Origin of the sequence: Pseudotenacibaculum haliotis (genome assembly GCF_042684245.1) — a bacterium.
Classification (GTDB): domain Bacteria; phylum Bacteroidota; class Bacteroidia; order Flavobacteriales; family Flavobacteriaceae; genus Polaribacter; species Polaribacter haliotis_A.
Window position 1 is genome coordinate 1,009,209 of the sequence record NZ_JBHULH010000001.1, and the last position, 15,822, is coordinate 1,025,030.

The window sequence follows — 15,822 nt, forward strand, 5'->3', positions numbered from 1 at the left end:
CTCATGTCACGAATACTTACTGGTGTACAAAGTACGGGAACTCCTCATTTGGGGAATTTATTAGGGGCTATTTTACCAGCCATAGATATGGCAAATGATCCTAATAATGAATCATTTTTATTCATTGCAGATATGCATTCCTTAACTCAAATTAAAGACGGAAGTCTTTTAAGAGAGAATACTTATAGTACAGCAGCGACATGGCTTGCTTGTGGAATAGATATTAATAAAACCATTTTTTACAGGCAAAGTGATATTCCTGAAGTTACAGAATTATCTTGGTATTTAAGTTGTTTCTTTCCATACCAAAGATTAACATTGGCACACAGTTTCAAAGATAAGTCGGATCGTTTGTCTGATGTAAATTCCGGATTGTTTACTTATCCTATGTTGATGGCTGCAGATATTTTGTTGTACGATGCTGAAGTTGTTCCGGTAGGAAAAGATCAGTTGCAGCATTTAGAAATGACAAGGGATGTTGCCAATCGATTGAACAATGTTGTTGGAGAGATTTTAGTTCCTCCTCAGGCAAAAGTTCAGGAACATACAAAATTAGTTCCTGGAACAGATGGAGAAAAAATGAGTAAGTCTAGAGAGAATGTGATCAATATTTTCTTACCTAATAAGAAGTTAAGAAAGCAAATCATGTCTATCAAAACAGATAGTACTCCTTTAGAAGAGCCTAAAAATCCGGATACAGATAATGTATTTGCTTTGTATAAGTTGATGGCATCTGAAGAGCAGATTGCAGAAATGAGAATTAAGTATGAAGGTGGAAATTATGGGTATGGTCATGCCAAGCAAGAGTTGTATGAGTTGATTATCGATAAATTTGCCATTATCAGAGAAAAATACTGGCATTATATGGAAAACAAGCACGAGATAGATGATGCTTTAGCCATTGGTGCAGAAAAAGCGCGAAACGTTGCTAAAGATGTTTTACAACGTGTACGAGAAAAAATAGGATACTAACTAAAAAAAGCTTCACAATGTGAAGCTTTTTTTATGTTTAGAGTTTGCCTTTATTAAGCCCATTGGCAGATAATCCCTCCCATTAATGCAAGACATATTACCCAATAGCCTACATTAATTGCTATATATTTTACTGTTTTCCTTTCAAACATTGCTTGCGTTGCCAAAACCGGTAAGATAAAGAAGATTCCTCCTAAAGCTCCATGCAATGCTCCGTGTTTAAATGTTCTGTAGTTGTTTCCATATTTTGCCATAAAATCTTCAAAATACGCCAAACCATCTCCTTGTAATTCTGTTGCTCCGGATTCTAACAAAGTAGAGAACACTCCCATTTGGTGAATGGTAATGAACTGTAAGAAAAAGGCTAACATAAAGCTGAACACATAACTTAATATGAAAATAACAGCCATATTACCTCCTTTTAAAGACTCTTCTGTAAATCCCATTTGTTTCATCCATGCCTTCTGAAACAGCATAGGTCCGTACCAAATGAATCCCATTACCATAGGAACCAAAGCAGCAAGTGCAAGAATTAAATAATTCGTAGTCATAAGTAAAAAGTTTAAGTTGATACCCAAATATAAACAAATAACACACTGTTTTACAATTAGATATAAAAAAACCGAAGCGTTTGCTTCGGTTTTCTATTCGTATTTTTTTATTTTTAATTGATCTGGACTGATTTGGCAATTGCTTCTAATTCCATTACAAAATTTCGCTTGTCTATAGAAGGAGCATATGTAAATCCTTCAATAACTAAAAGACGATTGTTCTTCTTATCTACAATAGCATAGTTTAAGAACGGCCCTGCCATAAAATCATTCTTCACTTCCCATTTTCCACGGGTTTCAAAAGCTTTGTTATCCTTTACTTTTGTTTCTATAGTGAAAGGGGTATACGCTTCTTCTGTAATCATATACATTCCTTCTTTTGCTCCCGGAATATATTTTTCTCCAATAGCATCTCTCATTGCAATGATTCCATCAGCAATTGTAGATTCGTCTTCTAAAGGCAAAGAGTATACTAATATATTGTTACTTCCTGTTCCTTTTGCAATTCCGCTTTTTAAATGATGTCTTAACCATAAAAAATCTCCGGTGTCATCTACAGTTCTAAAATCTTTAGGAATAGTTAGAGAGATATCTAAGTTTTGTAAAGTCTTATACTTAGAATCATCTAATTTTCTTTTTGCGAAAAGTCGTTGTAAATAATTAATATCTGATTCTCTAAAAGTGTCAATAATCTCATTACTGTGTTTTTTGATCATTGCCAATAAACCTTCTTTGTCTTTCGCAGTAATGTATACTACAGTTTGTGGTCTAGAGTATTTATCATTAACTACAGACATTGTTTCTTTGTCTGAAACTTCTACAATAAAGATGTTTCTACTGTTGCGCATCATAGAAGAAAATCCGTTAGCAGCAACTTGAGATACTGATAATGTTTTTTCTGGTTGAGGAAGTCCAACTTGTAATTTTCCAAAGGATTGTCTGATCTCGTTTCCTATATCTCCTTCCCAATTACTGTTGCTGGTAACTACCATCACTTTTCCAAAAGCACCTACTGAGTTAGGTAAGATCAATTGATCGTTTCCGCATGAAGTAAGTAAGAGAATTGCTACAAGGGATACAAATATTCTTTTCATCTTATTAGCTTTTATAGATTTTTAGTTTAGTTCCTGGTTTGATAGATTTAGCACTCCAAATATTGTTCCATTTTTTAATATCCTCTGTAGAAACTTTAGGGAATTTTTTTGCGATGGTCCAAAGCGAGTCTCCTTTCTTAACCACATAAACGGTATATTCTCCTTTAGGTTGCTTCTTTTTCTTTTTGGATTTTACTGCTGCTTCTTGCTTGGTAATTCGTAAACGCTTAGGATAAATGGTTAATCTTTGCCCTATTCTCAATCTATTGTTACGCAGTCGGTTCCATTTTTTAATATCGCTTACTCGAACTCCAAATCTGTTTGCTATTTTTCCTAAATAATCTCCATTTCGAACTCTGTATCGAATTCGCTGATCCATTTCAAAATACTTAGGTAATGGTTTTTCTCTCTTTGCATCGTCTTCATCTGCCAATGTATAAAGCTCTGTTTCGTTCTTTAAAAAACCTGTTGTGGTTGCTCTAGGCAAGATAAGCGTATAATCTCTTCCTTTAATATACGGAATGATGTCTAGTTTATAAGATGGGTTTAAAAATGCCAAAAGCTCGGCATCGACTCCTGTTTTTTCTGAGATTTGGTCAAAGCTAACTGTTCTTTTGATATGAACTGTGTCTGTGGCAAAGTGATGAATTTTGGGTGCGTTCCCTATCAGTTCATGTTCATCAGCATATTCAAACAGATACATGGTTGCATAAAACGCCGGTACATATCCTGCAGTTTCTCTGGGTAAGAACGGTCTGATGTTCCAGTAATTTTTATATCCTCCGGATCTCTTAATGGCCTTTGACACATTTCCAGGTCCCGAATTATAGGCTGCCAAAGCCAAGTCCCAATCTCCAAAGATCCTATAAAGATCACTTAGATATTCGCATGCAGCAATCGTAGATTTTATTGGGTCTTGTCGTTCATCAACATACGAACTGATTTTGAGTTTGTATTGTTTCCCTGTTAGATACATAAACTGCCACAATCCGGTTGCTCCTACTCTGGATTTAGCTCTTGGATTTAAGGCTGATTCTACAATAGCCAGATACTTCATTTCTAAAGGAATGTCATACTGATCCAAGTATTTTTCAAACATTGGGAAATAGTATGCTGCCTTCGCCATTAAATTTGGATAGTACCTCTTTCGATATTTCAGGTACGATTTGATCACCTTTTCTAATGCCGGATTGTAGGCTATATGAAATGGTGTCTTTGCATCAATTACTTTTAATCGCTCTTTTAAAAGGTCTGCTGTTAACTTAACTCCTGCAATTTCTTTTTTATCGGCATCCTTCATATAGTACGTAATGGTATCGTACAAAGGTGAATTGTATCGGGATTCCAATACTAAGCTGTCAATCATTGCTAGGTCTACATCAGAAAACAGATCGTTTTCCGGAATTGTAATGGAATCCATCTTAGATGGAATCGAATCTTTTTCGGCCTGTGCAAACAAGTTGATCGACAGTAAAAAGAAAAGGATGAGTAGTTTGTTCTTCATTATTTATATAGCTAGTTCAACAGCAATCGGACAGTGATCTGAATGCTTTGCTTCCGGTAAAATATACGCTCTGGATATTTGATCTTTTAAAGGTTCTGTAACCATGGCGTAATCTAATCGCCAACCTTTGTTATTGGCTCTGGCGTTGGCTCTGTAACTCCACCAAGAGTATTCTTGTCGTTCTGGGTTTAGATAACGAAAGCTATCAACAAATCCGCTATCTATAAATCGTCCTAACCATTCACGTTCTTCAGGCAAAAACCCTGAAACTCCTTTCATTTTCGGATTGTGAATATCTATGGCTTCGTGACAAATATTGTAATCTCCACAGATAATTAAGTTAGGGATTGTTTTTCTGAGTTCGGTAGCATATTCTAGAATCTCATCCATATAATTGAACTTAAATCCTAGCCTTTCGTCATTGGTTCCTGAAGGCAAATACATGCTCATAATGGACACTCCATCAAAGTCTACACGTACATTTCTTCCTTCAAAATCCATGCTTTCAATTCCTGTACCGTATTCTACGTGATTGGGTTCTTGCTTACAGAAAACAGCAACTCCTGAGTATCCTTTCTTTTGAGCAGAAAACCAATATTGATATGGGTATCCTGCCAACTCAAAATCCATAGGGTTTACTTGATCTGGCTGTGCTTTGGTTTCTTGAATACAGATTACATCTGGATTGGCTTGTTGCAACCAATCTAAAAATCCTTTTTTGATCGCTGCGCGAATTCCATTGACGTTGTATGAGATTATTTTCATGTTATAAGATCATTTCCGGAATTTCTCCTTCTACAATTAGAGTTCCTTCAGTTGCGTTTTGAATGTCTTCTACACTTACTCCCGGTGCTCTCTCTAACAGATGAAATGCTCCGTCTTTCACATCCATTACTGCTAAATTAGTAACTACTTTTTTTACACAACCAACACCTGTTAATGGTAATGAACAACTCTTTAGCAATTTAGATTGCCCTCTTTTGTTGGTATGCATCATTGCTACAATGATATTTTCTGCAGAAGCTACCAAATCCATGGCTCCTCCCATTCCTTTCACCATTTTTCCAGGAATTTTCCAGTTGGCAATATCTCCATTCTCTGCTACTTCCATAGCTCCTAAAATGGTTAAATCAACATGCTTTCCACGAATCATGGAAAAACTGGTTGCAGAATCAAAAAAACTAGCTCCCGGTAATGTCGTGATGGTTTGCTTTCCTGCATTGATAATGTCTGCATCTTCTTCTCCTTCAAAAGGAAAAGGTCCCATTCCTAAAACCCCGTTCTCACTTTGAAATTCTACTTCAATATCGTCTCTTACAAAATTGGCTACCAATGTTGGAATTCCAATTCCTAAGTTAACATAGTAACCGTCTTGTACTTCTTTTGCGATTCTTTTCGCGATCCCATTCTTGTCTAACATAGTTTACTAATATGCTGATTTGAAAATTTGAAGATTATCGCTTTTTTGATGACGATATAATCTTACTAATTATTTTAATAATTGTTTTTAATTTTTTCAATAACTCATCTTCTGGTGAAGGATAAAACTTTGATTCCGTACAAAGCTCTAACCAATATTCCAGCTCATCTGCCTCCTTAGCAGATATTTTAAACTTGTGTATAAAATCTGCCTTACTTTCTGCATTTTGAGCTTCTCTTATATTTGCTCCAATTGATGTACCGCTTCTAAATATTTGAGATGCCATCTCATATTTATGTATATCTCTTAGAGCTTCAGAAAATTCAATGATCTTAATTGAAAATTCGAATGTTAGTTTTACAATAACATTCTCTTTATCATTTCTCATAGCATTTTCAAATATTCAAATTGATCAATTAATACATTGATTCATTTTTACATTAATCACTCTCGTGATCGAACGGTTCTTTGTTCGATTCGTTTTTCATACTTTTCTCCTTGGAAAATTCTTTGTACAAATATTCCTGGAATATGAATATGGTTTGGGTCTAATTCTCCAACCGGTACCAATTCTTCTACCTCAGCAACTGTTATTGTTGCCGCTCCACACATACATGGATTGAAGTTTCTTGCAGTTCCTTTGAAGATCAAGTTTCCTGCTTCATCACCTTTCCAAGCTTTTACAAAAGCGAAATCGGCTTTGTATGCAGGTTCTAATACGTACATTTTCCCATCAAACTCTCTGGTTTCTTTTCCTTCGGCTACTTCAGTTCCGTATCCAGCCGGCGTATAAAATGCAGGAAATCCTGCCTGAGCCGCTCTACATTTTTCTGCTAAAGTACCTTGCGGTGTTAGCTCTACTTCCAATTCTCCAGACAACATTTGTCTTTCAAACTCGTCATTTTCTCCTACATAAGATGAGATCATTTTTTTGATCTGTTTGTTTTGTAGTAACAAACCCAATCCAAAATCATCTACTCCCGCATTATTGGAAATACAGGTTACATTATTGATTCCTAAGCGTACAAGCTCTGCAATAGAATTTTCAGGAATTCCGCAAAGCCCAAAACCACCTAGCATTAAAGTCATATTGCTCTCAACACCTTTCAGTGCTACTTGAACATTTTCTACTTTTTTATTGATCATTGATTGTTGTATGATTTAATGAACCTGACTAGAAATCTGTATCGTCTTCTTCCGGTTCTACTTTCTTAATTTTCCCTTTTTCGTCCTTCTCAGGCTCTTTTCCACAATTGATATTGATCCCCACATATTCAGGTTTTTCAAAATCTTCCTGACTGATATTCAAATTAGGATCTGCATATAATTTTCTCATAAAAAGCGCCCATGTTGGTAAAGACATCGTTGCTCCTTGTCCTTCTGCAATCTTAGCAAAATGCGTAGCTCTGTCTTCCCCTCCTGTCCACACTCCAACTGCTAAGTTAGGAACAACTCCCATAAACCATCCATCGGTATGGTTTTGTGTGGTTCCTGTTTTCCCTGCAATTGGATTGGTAAATTGGTATGGAAATCCTGTAATGATATCTTTATAATAGTGGTCCTTGGTTCTTAAACGAACTCCTGAACCTGCTGTGGTTACTCCTTTTAGAAGGTCGAGAACAACATAGGCAGATTCTTCACTCATTACCTCTTTGGTTTTAGGTGTAAACTCTGCCAAAACAGTTCCATTCTTATCTTCTATTCGAGAGAGCATATTAGGTTCTACTCGTAATCCTTTATTGGCAAATGTTGCATAAGCACTGGTCATTTCCATTAAGGACAATTCTACAGATCCAAGAGCAATGGAAGGTGCTTCCGGAATCTTACTTTCTATTCCTGCTGATTGTGCTAAACGAACCACATTGGCTGGCGAAACCATATCTATCAATCGTGCAGAGATTACGTTGATAGATTTTGCCAAGGCTTCTTTTAATGTGAGTTCTCCTCCATACTGCTTATCGGAGTTTTTAGGAGTCCACTCTTCAGGAATTCCATACTTTCCTTTTGGGATTGTATATCGTGTATTTGGGTATTTATCACAAGGAGATAATCTCAATTGATTGATTGCTGTTGCATATACAAATGGCTTGAATGTAGATCCTACTTGTCTTTTTCCTTGTTGTACTTGATCGTACTTAAAGTATTTGTGATTGATTCCTCCTACCCATGCTTTGATATGTCCTGTTTGTGGCTCTACTGCCAACAACCCTGACCTCAAGAAGTATTTGTAGTATTTGATTGAATCATTTGGAGACATAATGGTGTCTATCTCTCCTTTCCACGAGAATACTTTCATTTTAGTTTTGGCAGCAAAAGCAGAGTCAATATATTTTTGTGACTTCCCAGATTTCTTCATTCGTTTGTAACGATCTGAATTCCTTCTGGCTCTCTTATAGATCATCTCTATTTGCTCGTCTTCCAAGTCATAAAAAGGAGCCGTCTTGTTTCTCTTTTGTTCTTTGTAAAAGTATTTTTGAAGATTGGCCATATGCTCATACAATGCTTCTTGAGCATATTTTTGCATTCGAGAATCAATGGTCACATAAATCTTTAATCCGTCTCTATTGATGTTATACAATTCTCCGTTTGGCTTTGGATTGTTCTTTACCCATTCTTTTAAGTACCCTCTTAGATACTCTCTGAAATAGGTTGCATATCCATCGTTATGACTCTCCGGTGTAAAGTTGATCTTTAGCGGAAGCTTTTGTAAAGAGTCTTTTTCTTGCTCTGTGATAAATCCATTCTTTGCCATTTGAGCAAAGACTACATTTCTTCTGTTAAGGGATTTCTTTTTTGAAACTTCTCTATAAGGGTTGTATTGCCTTGGGTTTTTAAGCATCGCTACCAAAATGGCCGATTCTTGAAGGTCTAAATCTTTAGGTTCTTTTCCAAAATAGATTCTTGCTGCTGAACGAATTCCAACGGCATTGAACAGAAATCCTTGCGTGTTCAGATACATTGCAACGATCTCATTTTTGGTGTACTGACGTTCTAATTTTACAGCTACAATCCATTCTTTTACTTTTTGCATCAACCTTTTAAAGGTATTGCTGGATGCTCTTTTGGTAAATAGGTTCTTAGCCAATTGTTGAGTAATTGTACTGGCTCCTCCTCCTTTACCCATTTTTACCACTGCTCTTGCTGTTCCTCTAAAATCGATTCCGGAATGGCTATAGAAACGTTCGTCTTCTGTGGCAATTAATGCTTTTACCAGGTTTTCCGGCAATTCTTTAAATCCTACAGGAGTTCTGTTTTGGAAAGCGTATTTTCCTAAGGTTACTCCATCAGAAGAGATTACTTCTGTTGCTAAATTCTTTTGCGGGTTTTCTAATTCTTCAAACGAAGGTAATTCACCAAATACTCCCCATGAGGTGAGTAAGAATAAGAGCAATAATGCTCCGAAACTTCCTAATGAAAGTATCCAAAATCGTTTGACATACTTTTTAAAGTTTGTTTGTTTTTTTTTCTTAGCCATTTTATTCTACTTTTTCAATTCTAAATCCAACATCTGTAATTCCTTCTAAGGATTCTATTCCCTCCACTGCTCCATTTTTCCTCATGGCTTGGTGTATTGATACTTTATAGTCTCCCGACATCGGGAAAATACTTCTCTCTTTATAAAATAGTTTGCTTTCTTTTACTTCTGATAAACCTGTTCCTAAGAAACGTCCTTGTTTGTCTGCCATCTCATATTCCAATGTGTCAACAATTTTCTTGCCATCCGGAAAATTTAAATGGGTAATCAAAAAAAGATTGCTGTATGCGTAATCGTTATTGTTTCTGATATTGATATACAAGTTATTTCTTGAAAGGGTATCTGCTACCTGAAATTCAAATTCTATAGGGTTTTCAAAACTCCAGGTATTGTTTTCTAAAGCTGTATATTGATCATAAACACGATTTGAATCACAAGATGTGAATGCTAATAACATTGCTAAAACAAGGAAAACTGCCTTATTTCTTTTGATCTCGATTTCCATTCTGCTTTGGATTACGTCTTCTTTTATTTTGAGGTCTTTTTTGACCTGATTCTTTCTTTTGTCCTTGTTTTTGCCCTTGCTTTTGCTGCGGCTTCTGAGATTGTTTTTGCGCCTGTTTCTGAGGCTGTCCTTTTTTGGATTGCCCTTTTTTAGGTTGATTTGTTTTTGCCTCTGGTTGTGCTTTCTTCTTGTTATTTCTCCTGTTGCGTCTTCTTCTACTCTTTTTAGGAGCATCAAAACGAGTAAGGCTATCTTGACCTACGGCATCTTCAAAATCGACTTTCGTTAGTTCTTCTATCTCAGACTCATATTCTTCTAACGGAATCGCCAATTCATTATTTTCATTTTGTTCAATAATTTCTTGAACCTGCTCTAAAGAGAGTTTATACCATTTAGATCTATCTTCTTTATAGGTATACCAAAGTAGTTTTTTAAAGATGTCCATCTTTACAAACTCTGCTTCCCCTTTTTCCGTTTTTAATCTTGTTTCTTGTTTTGGAAATTCTTCTAAAGCGTCTAAGTAAGTATCCAATTCAAAATTCAAACAACATTTTAGTTTTCCGCATTGCCCTGCTAATTTTAAAGGGTTTAATGAGAGTTGTTGATACCGTGCTGCTGTAGTGGTTACTTTTCTAAAGTCTGTTAGCCAAGTAGAACAACACAGTTCTCTACCACAAGATCCTACTCCTCCTAATCTGGCCGCTTCTTGCCTAGACCCCACTTGCTTCATTTCAATTCGAATAGAAAATGCGGCAGCCAAATCTTTGATCAGCTGTCTAAAATCTACTCGGGCATCTGCCGTATAATAGAATGTTGCTTTGTTTCCATCTCCTTGATATTCTACATCAGAAAGCTTCATTTTCAAGCCCAACCTTCCTATAATCTCTCTTCCTCTGGTTTGAGTTTCTAGTTCTCTATCTCTTGCTTTTTGCCAAACATCGATATCTTTTTGTGTGGCTTTTCTGTAGATCTTTTTAATGTTTTCATCGTCAAAGAAAACATTTCTCTTTTTCATTTGCACTTTTACCAGTTCACCAGCCAAAGAGACTACTCCAACATCATGTCCGGGAGATCCTTCAACAGCAACAACATCTCCCATACTGATGCTTAAGTTTTCTAAGTTCTTAAAAAAGTGCTTGCGTCCGTTCTTGAAACGGACTTCGTATATGTTAAATGGAGCTTCACCACTAGGCAATGTCATATTTGACAGCCAATCAAATACTGATAGTTTTTCGCAACCTCCTGTTGAGCAACTTCCGTTGCTTTTACAACCTCTTGGCTTGCCATCTGTACCAGTACCACAACTACTACATCCCATAAGATGACTTTATTTTTAGAGAGACCCTACAATCTCTTCCCGTTCTTAATTGATTTCTAGTTATTTATTCTTTTCCTAAGCAGATTTTCCTCTGTAAAACAGAGGCATCTATTTAATCAGTAAATATAAGGATTCTGAAAGAATGGGAAAATTGAAAAAAATCATAAAAAAAGCCTCCAAATGGAGGCTTTTTTATCGTTGCTTTACTTCTATAATTTTTACCGGACAGGCCTTTTTGGCCTCTTCTGCATTGTTAAAAATACTGTCGTCATGAGATTTCAATGTAAAGAATCCTTTTTTCTCTATAGAATGCATCAAGACTGATTTCCCGTCTTTTTTTGACATTTGAAATTGTCCCGGCGCCAGTTCTACACAGTAATTACATCCAATACATTTATTTCTTTGAAGTGTAATAACGACCATTAGTTCTGAGCAAATTCGGTTTTTACAATTTTATACAGTTTGTCTGATTTTCTGATTCTAAAATCGAGTTTTACCGTTACTTCATCACCTTTTTGGGCTGTTGAAGCAGCTGTTTCATTTACATACATCTCTTTCAACTCCATTTCTTGTGCTCCTGTTGTAGGACCTGTAATCAAAATAGTATCTCCTACTGCCAAATCATAGGCTTCGATCTTGAATTCTCCAATCCCAGCTTTTTGAAAATAATGGACTCCTTTTCCTAGGTAAACTTTCTTTTGTGTAGCATGCGAACCTGCTTCTTTACTCCATTCTCCTAATTTTTGCCCCAGATAATATCCACTCCAAAATCCTCGGTTGTATACTTTTTCCAGTTCCTGCATCCAAGAGATCACTTTCTCTTTGTCATAAGTACCGTTTTCTATACTGTCGATAGCATCTCGATAACATTTGATCACTTTTGCAACATATTCCGGAGCTCTTCCTCTTCCTTCAATCTTTAACACCTTAATTCCGGCATCAGCAATCTGATCAAGGAAATCGATGGTACACAGATCTTTTGGAGACATGATGTATTCATTATCCAACTCCATCTCAAATCCGGAATCCTGATCGATCACCGTATATTTCTTTCTGCAATTTTGTTTACAGGCTCCTCTGTTTGCAGAAGAGTTGTGTGAGTGTAGACTTAAATAACATTTTCCCGACACCGCCATACACAAGGCTCCATGTCCAAAAATCTCGATCTCCAACAAACGACCTGAAGGTCCTTTTATTTGTTCTTTTTCTATTTGCTCTGTGATCTTCTTTACTTGCCTAAGACTCAACTCTCTACTCAAAACCACCGTATCTGCAAACATGGCGTAAAATTTTACCGTTTCAATATTGGTAATATTGATCTGGGTAGAAATATGCACTTCCATGTTTTCTGCTCTTGCCATGGCAATTACAGCTTGATCCATTGCTATTACTGCTGTAATATCTGCCTCTTTAGCTCTTTTGATCAAGGTTTTTACAATAGATAGGTCATGATCATAAATGATCGTATTTAATGTTAGGTAGGTACGAACATTTTTCTCTTTACAACGACGAGAGATCTCTTCTAAATCGTCTAATGTAAAATTAATAGAGGCTCTGGCTCTCATGTTCAACTGTTCTACACCAAAATACACAGAGTCACATCCGTTGTCTAAAGCTGCTTGCAAAGATTCAAAGTTCCCTGCAGGAGCCATTAATTCAATCTTTTGCATCACTTCTTGTATTTTAGAACTTCTGAACGTCCTTTTTTGAAAATCTTGTTGCTTGCATGCTTCCCTTTTCTCATTTCTTTCTGAACTTCGTAGGGTAAGTGAATGGTTTCCTGACATTCTGTAGAACAGGTATTCTCCATCGTTTCTGCACACTCATCACATTGTATAAATAATAAATGACAAGCTTCATTGGCACAGTTGGTATGCGTATCGCAAGCTTTCCCGCATTGGTGACAGTTTGCGATCACATCATCAGAAATCTTTTCTGCTCTTCTATGATCAAACACAAAATTCTTTCCGATGAATTTATTTTCGATTCCGTCTGCTTTTACTTGTCTTGTGTATTCAATGATTCCTCCTTCTAATTGAAAGACGTTTTTGAATCCTTTGTGTTTGTAGTAAGCTGATGCTTTTTCGCAACGAATTCCTCCTGTACAGTACATCAACAGATTTTTATCTTCTTTGTGCTCTTTAAGATCTTCTTCTATAATGTCTAAAGATTCTCTAAAGGTATCTACATCCGGTGTTACCGCTCCTTTAAAATGACCGATCTCACTTTCGTAATGGTTTCGCATATCTACACAAACCGTATTTGGGTCATCCAACATTTTATTGAACTCACTTGCGTTTAAGTGAATTCCTTTATCGGTTACATCAAAAGTATCATCGTTCAATCCGTCAGCAACAATCTTATTCCTCACCTTTACTTTAAGTTTCAAAAAAGATTTGTTGTCTTGTTCTACGGCAACATTCAGTCGAATACCTTCTAAAAAGGAAATGGCATCTAATTGTTCTTTTAAAGCTAAAAAGTTTTCTGCCGGCACAGAGATCTGTGCATTGATTCCTTCATAGGAAACATAGGTTCTTCCTAATACATCCAATGTATTCCATTCGATGAATAACTTGTCTCTAAACAATTGTGGGTTTTCTATCTTATGATATTGATAGAATGAAATAGTGATACGGTCTTTTCCCGCCTCATCTATTAATGCAGCGCGTTCTTTAGCGCTTAACTTATTGTACAGTTGCATGCTATACTAATTTCGTTAAACAATGTATTTACTAATAAGCTATCGCTTATTTTCGGCAAAAGTACTATTATTTTTCAATTCTGGTCGACTCTAGTGGTCTGAAAACCATTTCGAATGTTTGAAATTAAACATTCTGTTATTTTTAGAGATATTTTCAAATTTTATAAAATTCTTAGTGCTTCACATGCCTTTGTTCGTTTCTTTTTTTAGCATCTTTGCAATAGAAATTTTAAGTCATGAGAATAGCAGTTGTAGGTGCTACCGGAATGGTAGGAAATGTAATGCTAAAAGTATTAGCAGAGCGTAATTTTGAAGTAACTGAATTGATTCCGGTTGCTTCTGAAAGGTCAATAGGAAAGCAAATTATTTTTAAAGGCGAAAGCTATACTATTGTTGGTATGCAAGATGCTGTAAATGCAAAACCAGACATTGCTTTATTTTCTGCAGGAGGAAGTACTTCTTTAGAGTGGGCTCCAAAGTTTGCAGAAGTTGGCACTACTGTGATCGATAATTCTTCTGCTTGGAGAATGGATCCAACAAAAAAGTTAGTTGTTCCGGAGATCAATGGTGATGTACTAACAAAGGATGACAAGATCATAGCAAATCCTAATTGTTCTACGATTCAATTGGTAATGGCTTTATCTCCATTGCATTTAAAATACAACATGAAGCGTATTGTTGTTTCTACGTATCAATCTGTTTCCGGAACGGGAGTTAAAGCGGTACAACAATTGGCAAATGAAGAAGCTGGTGTTGAAGGAGAAATGGCCTATCCGCATCCTATTGGAAGAAATGCTTTACCTCACTGTGACATTTTCTTAGAAAACGGATATACCAAAGAGGAAATGAAGCTGGTAAAAGAGTCTAAAAAGATCTTACGTGACGATTCGTTTTCTGTTACAGCTACTGCGGTAAGAATTCCAACTGCCGGAGGACATTCTGAGTCTGTGAATGTAGAGTTTGAAAACGATTTTACTGTAAAAGATGTTAGAACTCTTTTGAGTGAAACTCCTGGAGTAGTAGTACAAGATGATCTAGATAACAACCTCTACCCAATGCCTGTTACGGCTCATGAAAAGGACGAAGTTTTTGTGGGAAGAATTCGTAGAGATGAATCTCAAGAAAACTCCTTAAATTTGTGGATCGTTTCTGACAACCTTAGAAAAGGTGCTGCCACGAATACTGTGCAGATTGCAGAATATTTAGTAGAAAATAATCTAGTAGAAATCAATGAGTACATTTCATAAATTATCTATAAAAAATATTATTCAGGAAACCGCTCAGGCGGTTTCTGTTGTTTTTGATATTCCCGATCATTTAACTTCAAATTTTACTTTTGAAGCGGGACAATACATCACTATAAAAGCTACCATCAATGGCGAAGAAGTACGTAGAGCATATTCCATTTGTTCTTCTCCAAATAGCGGTGAAGTTAAGGTTGCTATTAAAGCTGTAGAAAACGGGACGTTTTCTGTGTATGCTACTGAAAAATTGAAAGTAGGAGATGTTCTTGAGGTTCATGAGCCGGAAGGAAAGTTTGTATTAGAGCCTCAGTCGGGTAAAAATTACATCGGACTTGCAGCAGGAAGTGGAATTACTCCTGTTTTATCTATGATCAAAACGGTTCTTCAAGACACATCGGATGCTACGTTTACATTGATTTACGGAAACAAAAGCGAAGCTGATACTATCTTTAAAAATGAATTAGCTTCTTTACAAAGTGAGTTTTCGGGAAGGTTTAATCTTCATTATGTTTTTAGCAGACAAAATGTGGAAGGTTCTTTATTTGGAAGAATTGATGAAGGATTCACCAACTATTTTGTGAAGAATACTTACAAGAATCTAACTTTTGATTTTGCTTATTTGTGTGGTCCGGAAGAAATGATCAAAACGGTTTCTAGTACACTTCAAGGAAATGGGTTTGCAGAGTCGTCTATCTTATTCGAATTGTTTACGGCTTCTTCTGAAGAAGAGAATACTGATGCCATTAAAGACGGAGAAAGTGAAGTAACTGTTTTATTGGATGATGAGGAAATTTCCTTTACCATGAAGCAAACAAGCGATATTCTTTCAGAAGCTCTTAGAAATAAGGTAGATGCCCCTTATTCTTGTCAAGGAGGTATTTGCTCAAGCTGCCTTGCTAAAGTAACTGAAGGGAAAGCTGTGATGACCAAAAACAGCATCTTAACAGATGCGGAAGTTGAGGAAGGTTTCATTTTAACATGTCAAGCTCACCCTACAACATCGAAAATTTATATTGACTATGATGATGTGTAAAAATC

Annotated in this window: 16 protein-coding genes; 3 read left to right on the forward strand and 13 right to left on the reverse strand. The window is 36.2% G+C overall.

Annotated features, from left to right (window positions below):
• The first annotated feature begins 3 nt into the window (after window positions 1-3).
• A complete protein-coding gene (trpS, locus tag ACFSRZ_RS04805; protein ID WP_379665386.1) occupies window positions 4-972 on the forward strand; it encodes a tryptophan--tRNA ligase in 969 nt (322 codons plus the stop codon).
• 53 nt (window positions 973-1,025) lie between these two features.
• Here trpS and ACFSRZ_RS04810 read toward each other — a convergent pair whose 3' ends face one another.
• The 13 genes from ACFSRZ_RS04810 to trhO form a co-directional block, all read right to left on the reverse strand.
• Entirely contained in the window at window positions 1,026-1,523 is a 498-nt protein-coding gene (locus tag ACFSRZ_RS04810; protein ID WP_379665387.1) for a DUF1761 domain-containing protein, read from the reverse strand.
• A 113-nt stretch (window positions 1,524-1,636) separates the two neighbouring features.
• A complete protein-coding gene (locus ACFSRZ_RS04815) occupies window positions 1,637-2,617 on the reverse strand; it encodes a DUF4837 family protein (protein WP_379665388.1) in 981 nt (326 codons plus the stop codon).
• Window positions 2,618-2,621: 4 nt separating this feature from the next.
• Window positions 2,622-4,121: a lytic transglycosylase domain-containing protein gene (locus ACFSRZ_RS04820; protein WP_379665389.1), complete on the reverse strand. Its 1,500-nt coding sequence runs from the start codon at window positions 4,119-4,121 to the stop codon at window positions 2,622-2,624.
• Between the two features lie 3 nt (window positions 4,122-4,124).
• Window positions 4,125-4,886 (reverse strand): exodeoxyribonuclease III, encoded by a 762-nt coding sequence (locus ACFSRZ_RS04825; protein WP_379665390.1) that lies wholly within the window; start codon window positions 4,884-4,886, stop codon window positions 4,125-4,127.
• Between the two features lies 1 nt (window position 4,887).
• Window positions 4,888-5,541 (reverse strand): 3-oxoacid CoA-transferase subunit B, encoded by a 654-nt coding sequence (locus tag ACFSRZ_RS04830; protein WP_379665391.1) that lies wholly within the window; start codon window positions 5,539-5,541, stop codon window positions 4,888-4,890.
• Window positions 5,542-5,575: 34 nt separating this feature from the next.
• On the reverse strand, window positions 5,576-5,929 hold the full coding sequence (locus ACFSRZ_RS04835; protein WP_379665392.1) for a four helix bundle protein: 354 nt from the start codon (window positions 5,927-5,929) through the stop codon (window positions 5,576-5,578).
• A gap of 56 nt (window positions 5,930-5,985) precedes the next feature.
• Entirely contained in the window at window positions 5,986-6,687 is a 702-nt protein-coding gene (locus ACFSRZ_RS04840) for a CoA transferase subunit A (RefSeq protein ID WP_379665393.1), read from the reverse strand.
• A 28-nt stretch (window positions 6,688-6,715) separates the two neighbouring features.
• The gene (locus ACFSRZ_RS04845) at window positions 6,716-9,016 is read right to left on the reverse strand and encodes a penicillin-binding protein 1A (RefSeq protein ID WP_379665394.1); all 2,301 of its coding nucleotides are present in this window, start codon (window positions 9,014-9,016) and stop codon (window positions 6,716-6,718) included.
• Between the two features lies 1 nt (window position 9,017).
• On the reverse strand, window positions 9,018-9,521 hold the full coding sequence (locus ACFSRZ_RS04850; RefSeq protein ID WP_379665395.1) for a gliding motility lipoprotein GldH: 504 nt from the start codon (window positions 9,519-9,521) through the stop codon (window positions 9,018-9,020).
• Entirely contained in the window at window positions 9,496-10,839 is a 1,344-nt protein-coding gene (locus tag ACFSRZ_RS04855; protein ID WP_379665396.1) for a PSP1 domain-containing protein, read from the reverse strand. Before ACFSRZ_RS04855 ends, ACFSRZ_RS04850 begins: the two co-directional genes overlap by 26 nt.
• Before the next feature lie 192 nt (window positions 10,840-11,031).
• Window positions 11,032-11,262: a ferredoxin gene (locus ACFSRZ_RS04860; protein ID WP_379665397.1), complete on the reverse strand. Its 231-nt coding sequence runs from the start codon at window positions 11,260-11,262 to the stop codon at window positions 11,032-11,034.
• Window positions 11,262-12,509: a peptidase U32 family protein gene (locus tag ACFSRZ_RS04865; RefSeq protein WP_379665398.1), complete on the reverse strand. Its 1,248-nt coding sequence runs from the start codon at window positions 12,507-12,509 to the stop codon at window positions 11,262-11,264. Before ACFSRZ_RS04865 ends, ACFSRZ_RS04860 begins: the two co-directional genes overlap by 1 nt.
• Complete coding sequence (trhO, locus tag ACFSRZ_RS04870) at window positions 12,509-13,540, reverse strand: oxygen-dependent tRNA uridine(34) hydroxylase TrhO (RefSeq protein WP_379665399.1); 1,032 nt, start codon at window positions 13,538-13,540, stop codon at window positions 12,509-12,511. The genes ACFSRZ_RS04865 and trhO overlap by 1 nt, the downstream gene beginning before the upstream one ends.
• Window positions 13,541-13,776: 236 nt before the next feature.
• Between trhO and ACFSRZ_RS04875 the strand changes: the two genes are divergently transcribed.
• Together ACFSRZ_RS04875 and ACFSRZ_RS04880 are read left to right on the forward strand one after the other, a co-directional pair.
• Window positions 13,777-14,787, forward strand: a complete 1,011-nt coding sequence (locus ACFSRZ_RS04875; RefSeq protein ID WP_379665400.1) for an aspartate-semialdehyde dehydrogenase — start codon at window positions 13,777-13,779, stop codon at window positions 14,785-14,787.
• Window positions 14,771-15,817, forward strand: coding sequence for a 2Fe-2S iron-sulfur cluster-binding protein (locus tag ACFSRZ_RS04880; RefSeq protein WP_379665401.1), 1,047 nt, complete (start codon window positions 14,771-14,773; stop codon window positions 15,815-15,817). Before ACFSRZ_RS04875 ends, ACFSRZ_RS04880 begins: the two co-directional genes overlap by 17 nt.
• Window positions 15,818-15,822: the final 5 nt, after the last annotated feature.

Coding starts and splice junctions, on each gene's coding strand:
- trpS (WP_379665386.1), top strand. CDS start 4: ATGTCACGAATACTTACTGGTGTACAAAGTACGGGAACTCCTCATTTG.
- ACFSRZ_RS04810 (WP_379665387.1), bottom strand. CDS start 1,523: ATGACTACGAATTATTTAATTCTTGCACTTGCTGCTTTGGTTCCTATG.
- ACFSRZ_RS04815 (WP_379665388.1), bottom strand. CDS start 2,617: ATGAAAAGAATATTTGTATCCCTTGTAGCAATTCTCTTACTTACTTCA.
- ACFSRZ_RS04820 (WP_379665389.1), bottom strand. CDS start 4,121: ATGAAGAACAAACTACTCATCCTTTTCTTTTTACTGTCGATCAACTTG.
- ACFSRZ_RS04825 (WP_379665390.1), bottom strand. CDS start 4,886: ATGAAAATAATCTCATACAACGTCAATGGAATTCGCGCAGCGATCAAA.
- ACFSRZ_RS04830 (WP_379665391.1), bottom strand. CDS start 5,541: ATGTTAGACAAGAATGGGATCGCGAAAAGAATCGCAAAAGAAGTACAA.
- ACFSRZ_RS04835 (WP_379665392.1), bottom strand. CDS start 5,929: ATGAGAAATGATAAAGAGAATGTTATTGTAAAACTAACATTCGAATTT.
- ACFSRZ_RS04840 (WP_379665393.1), bottom strand. CDS start 6,687: ATGATCAATAAAAAAGTAGAAAATGTTCAAGTAGCACTGAAAGGTGTT.
- ACFSRZ_RS04845 (WP_379665394.1), bottom strand. CDS start 9,016: ATGGCTAAGAAAAAAAAACAAACAAACTTTAAAAAGTATGTCAAACGA.
- ACFSRZ_RS04850 (WP_379665395.1), bottom strand. CDS start 9,521: ATGGAAATCGAGATCAAAAGAAATAAGGCAGTTTTCCTTGTTTTAGCA.
- ACFSRZ_RS04855 (WP_379665396.1), bottom strand. CDS start 10,839: ATGGGATGTAGTAGTTGTGGTACTGGTACAGATGGCAAGCCAAGAGGT.
- ACFSRZ_RS04860 (WP_379665397.1), bottom strand. CDS start 11,262: ATGGTCGTTATTACACTTCAAAGAAATAAATGTATTGGATGTAATTAC.
- ACFSRZ_RS04865 (WP_379665398.1), bottom strand. CDS start 12,509: ATGCAAAAGATTGAATTAATGGCTCCTGCAGGGAACTTTGAATCTTTG.
- trhO (WP_379665399.1), bottom strand. CDS start 13,540: ATGCAACTGTACAATAAGTTAAGCGCTAAAGAACGCGCTGCATTAATA.
- ACFSRZ_RS04875 (WP_379665400.1), top strand. CDS start 13,777: ATGAGAATAGCAGTTGTAGGTGCTACCGGAATGGTAGGAAATGTAATG.
- ACFSRZ_RS04880 (WP_379665401.1), top strand. CDS start 14,771: ATGAGTACATTTCATAAATTATCTATAAAAAATATTATTCAGGAAACC.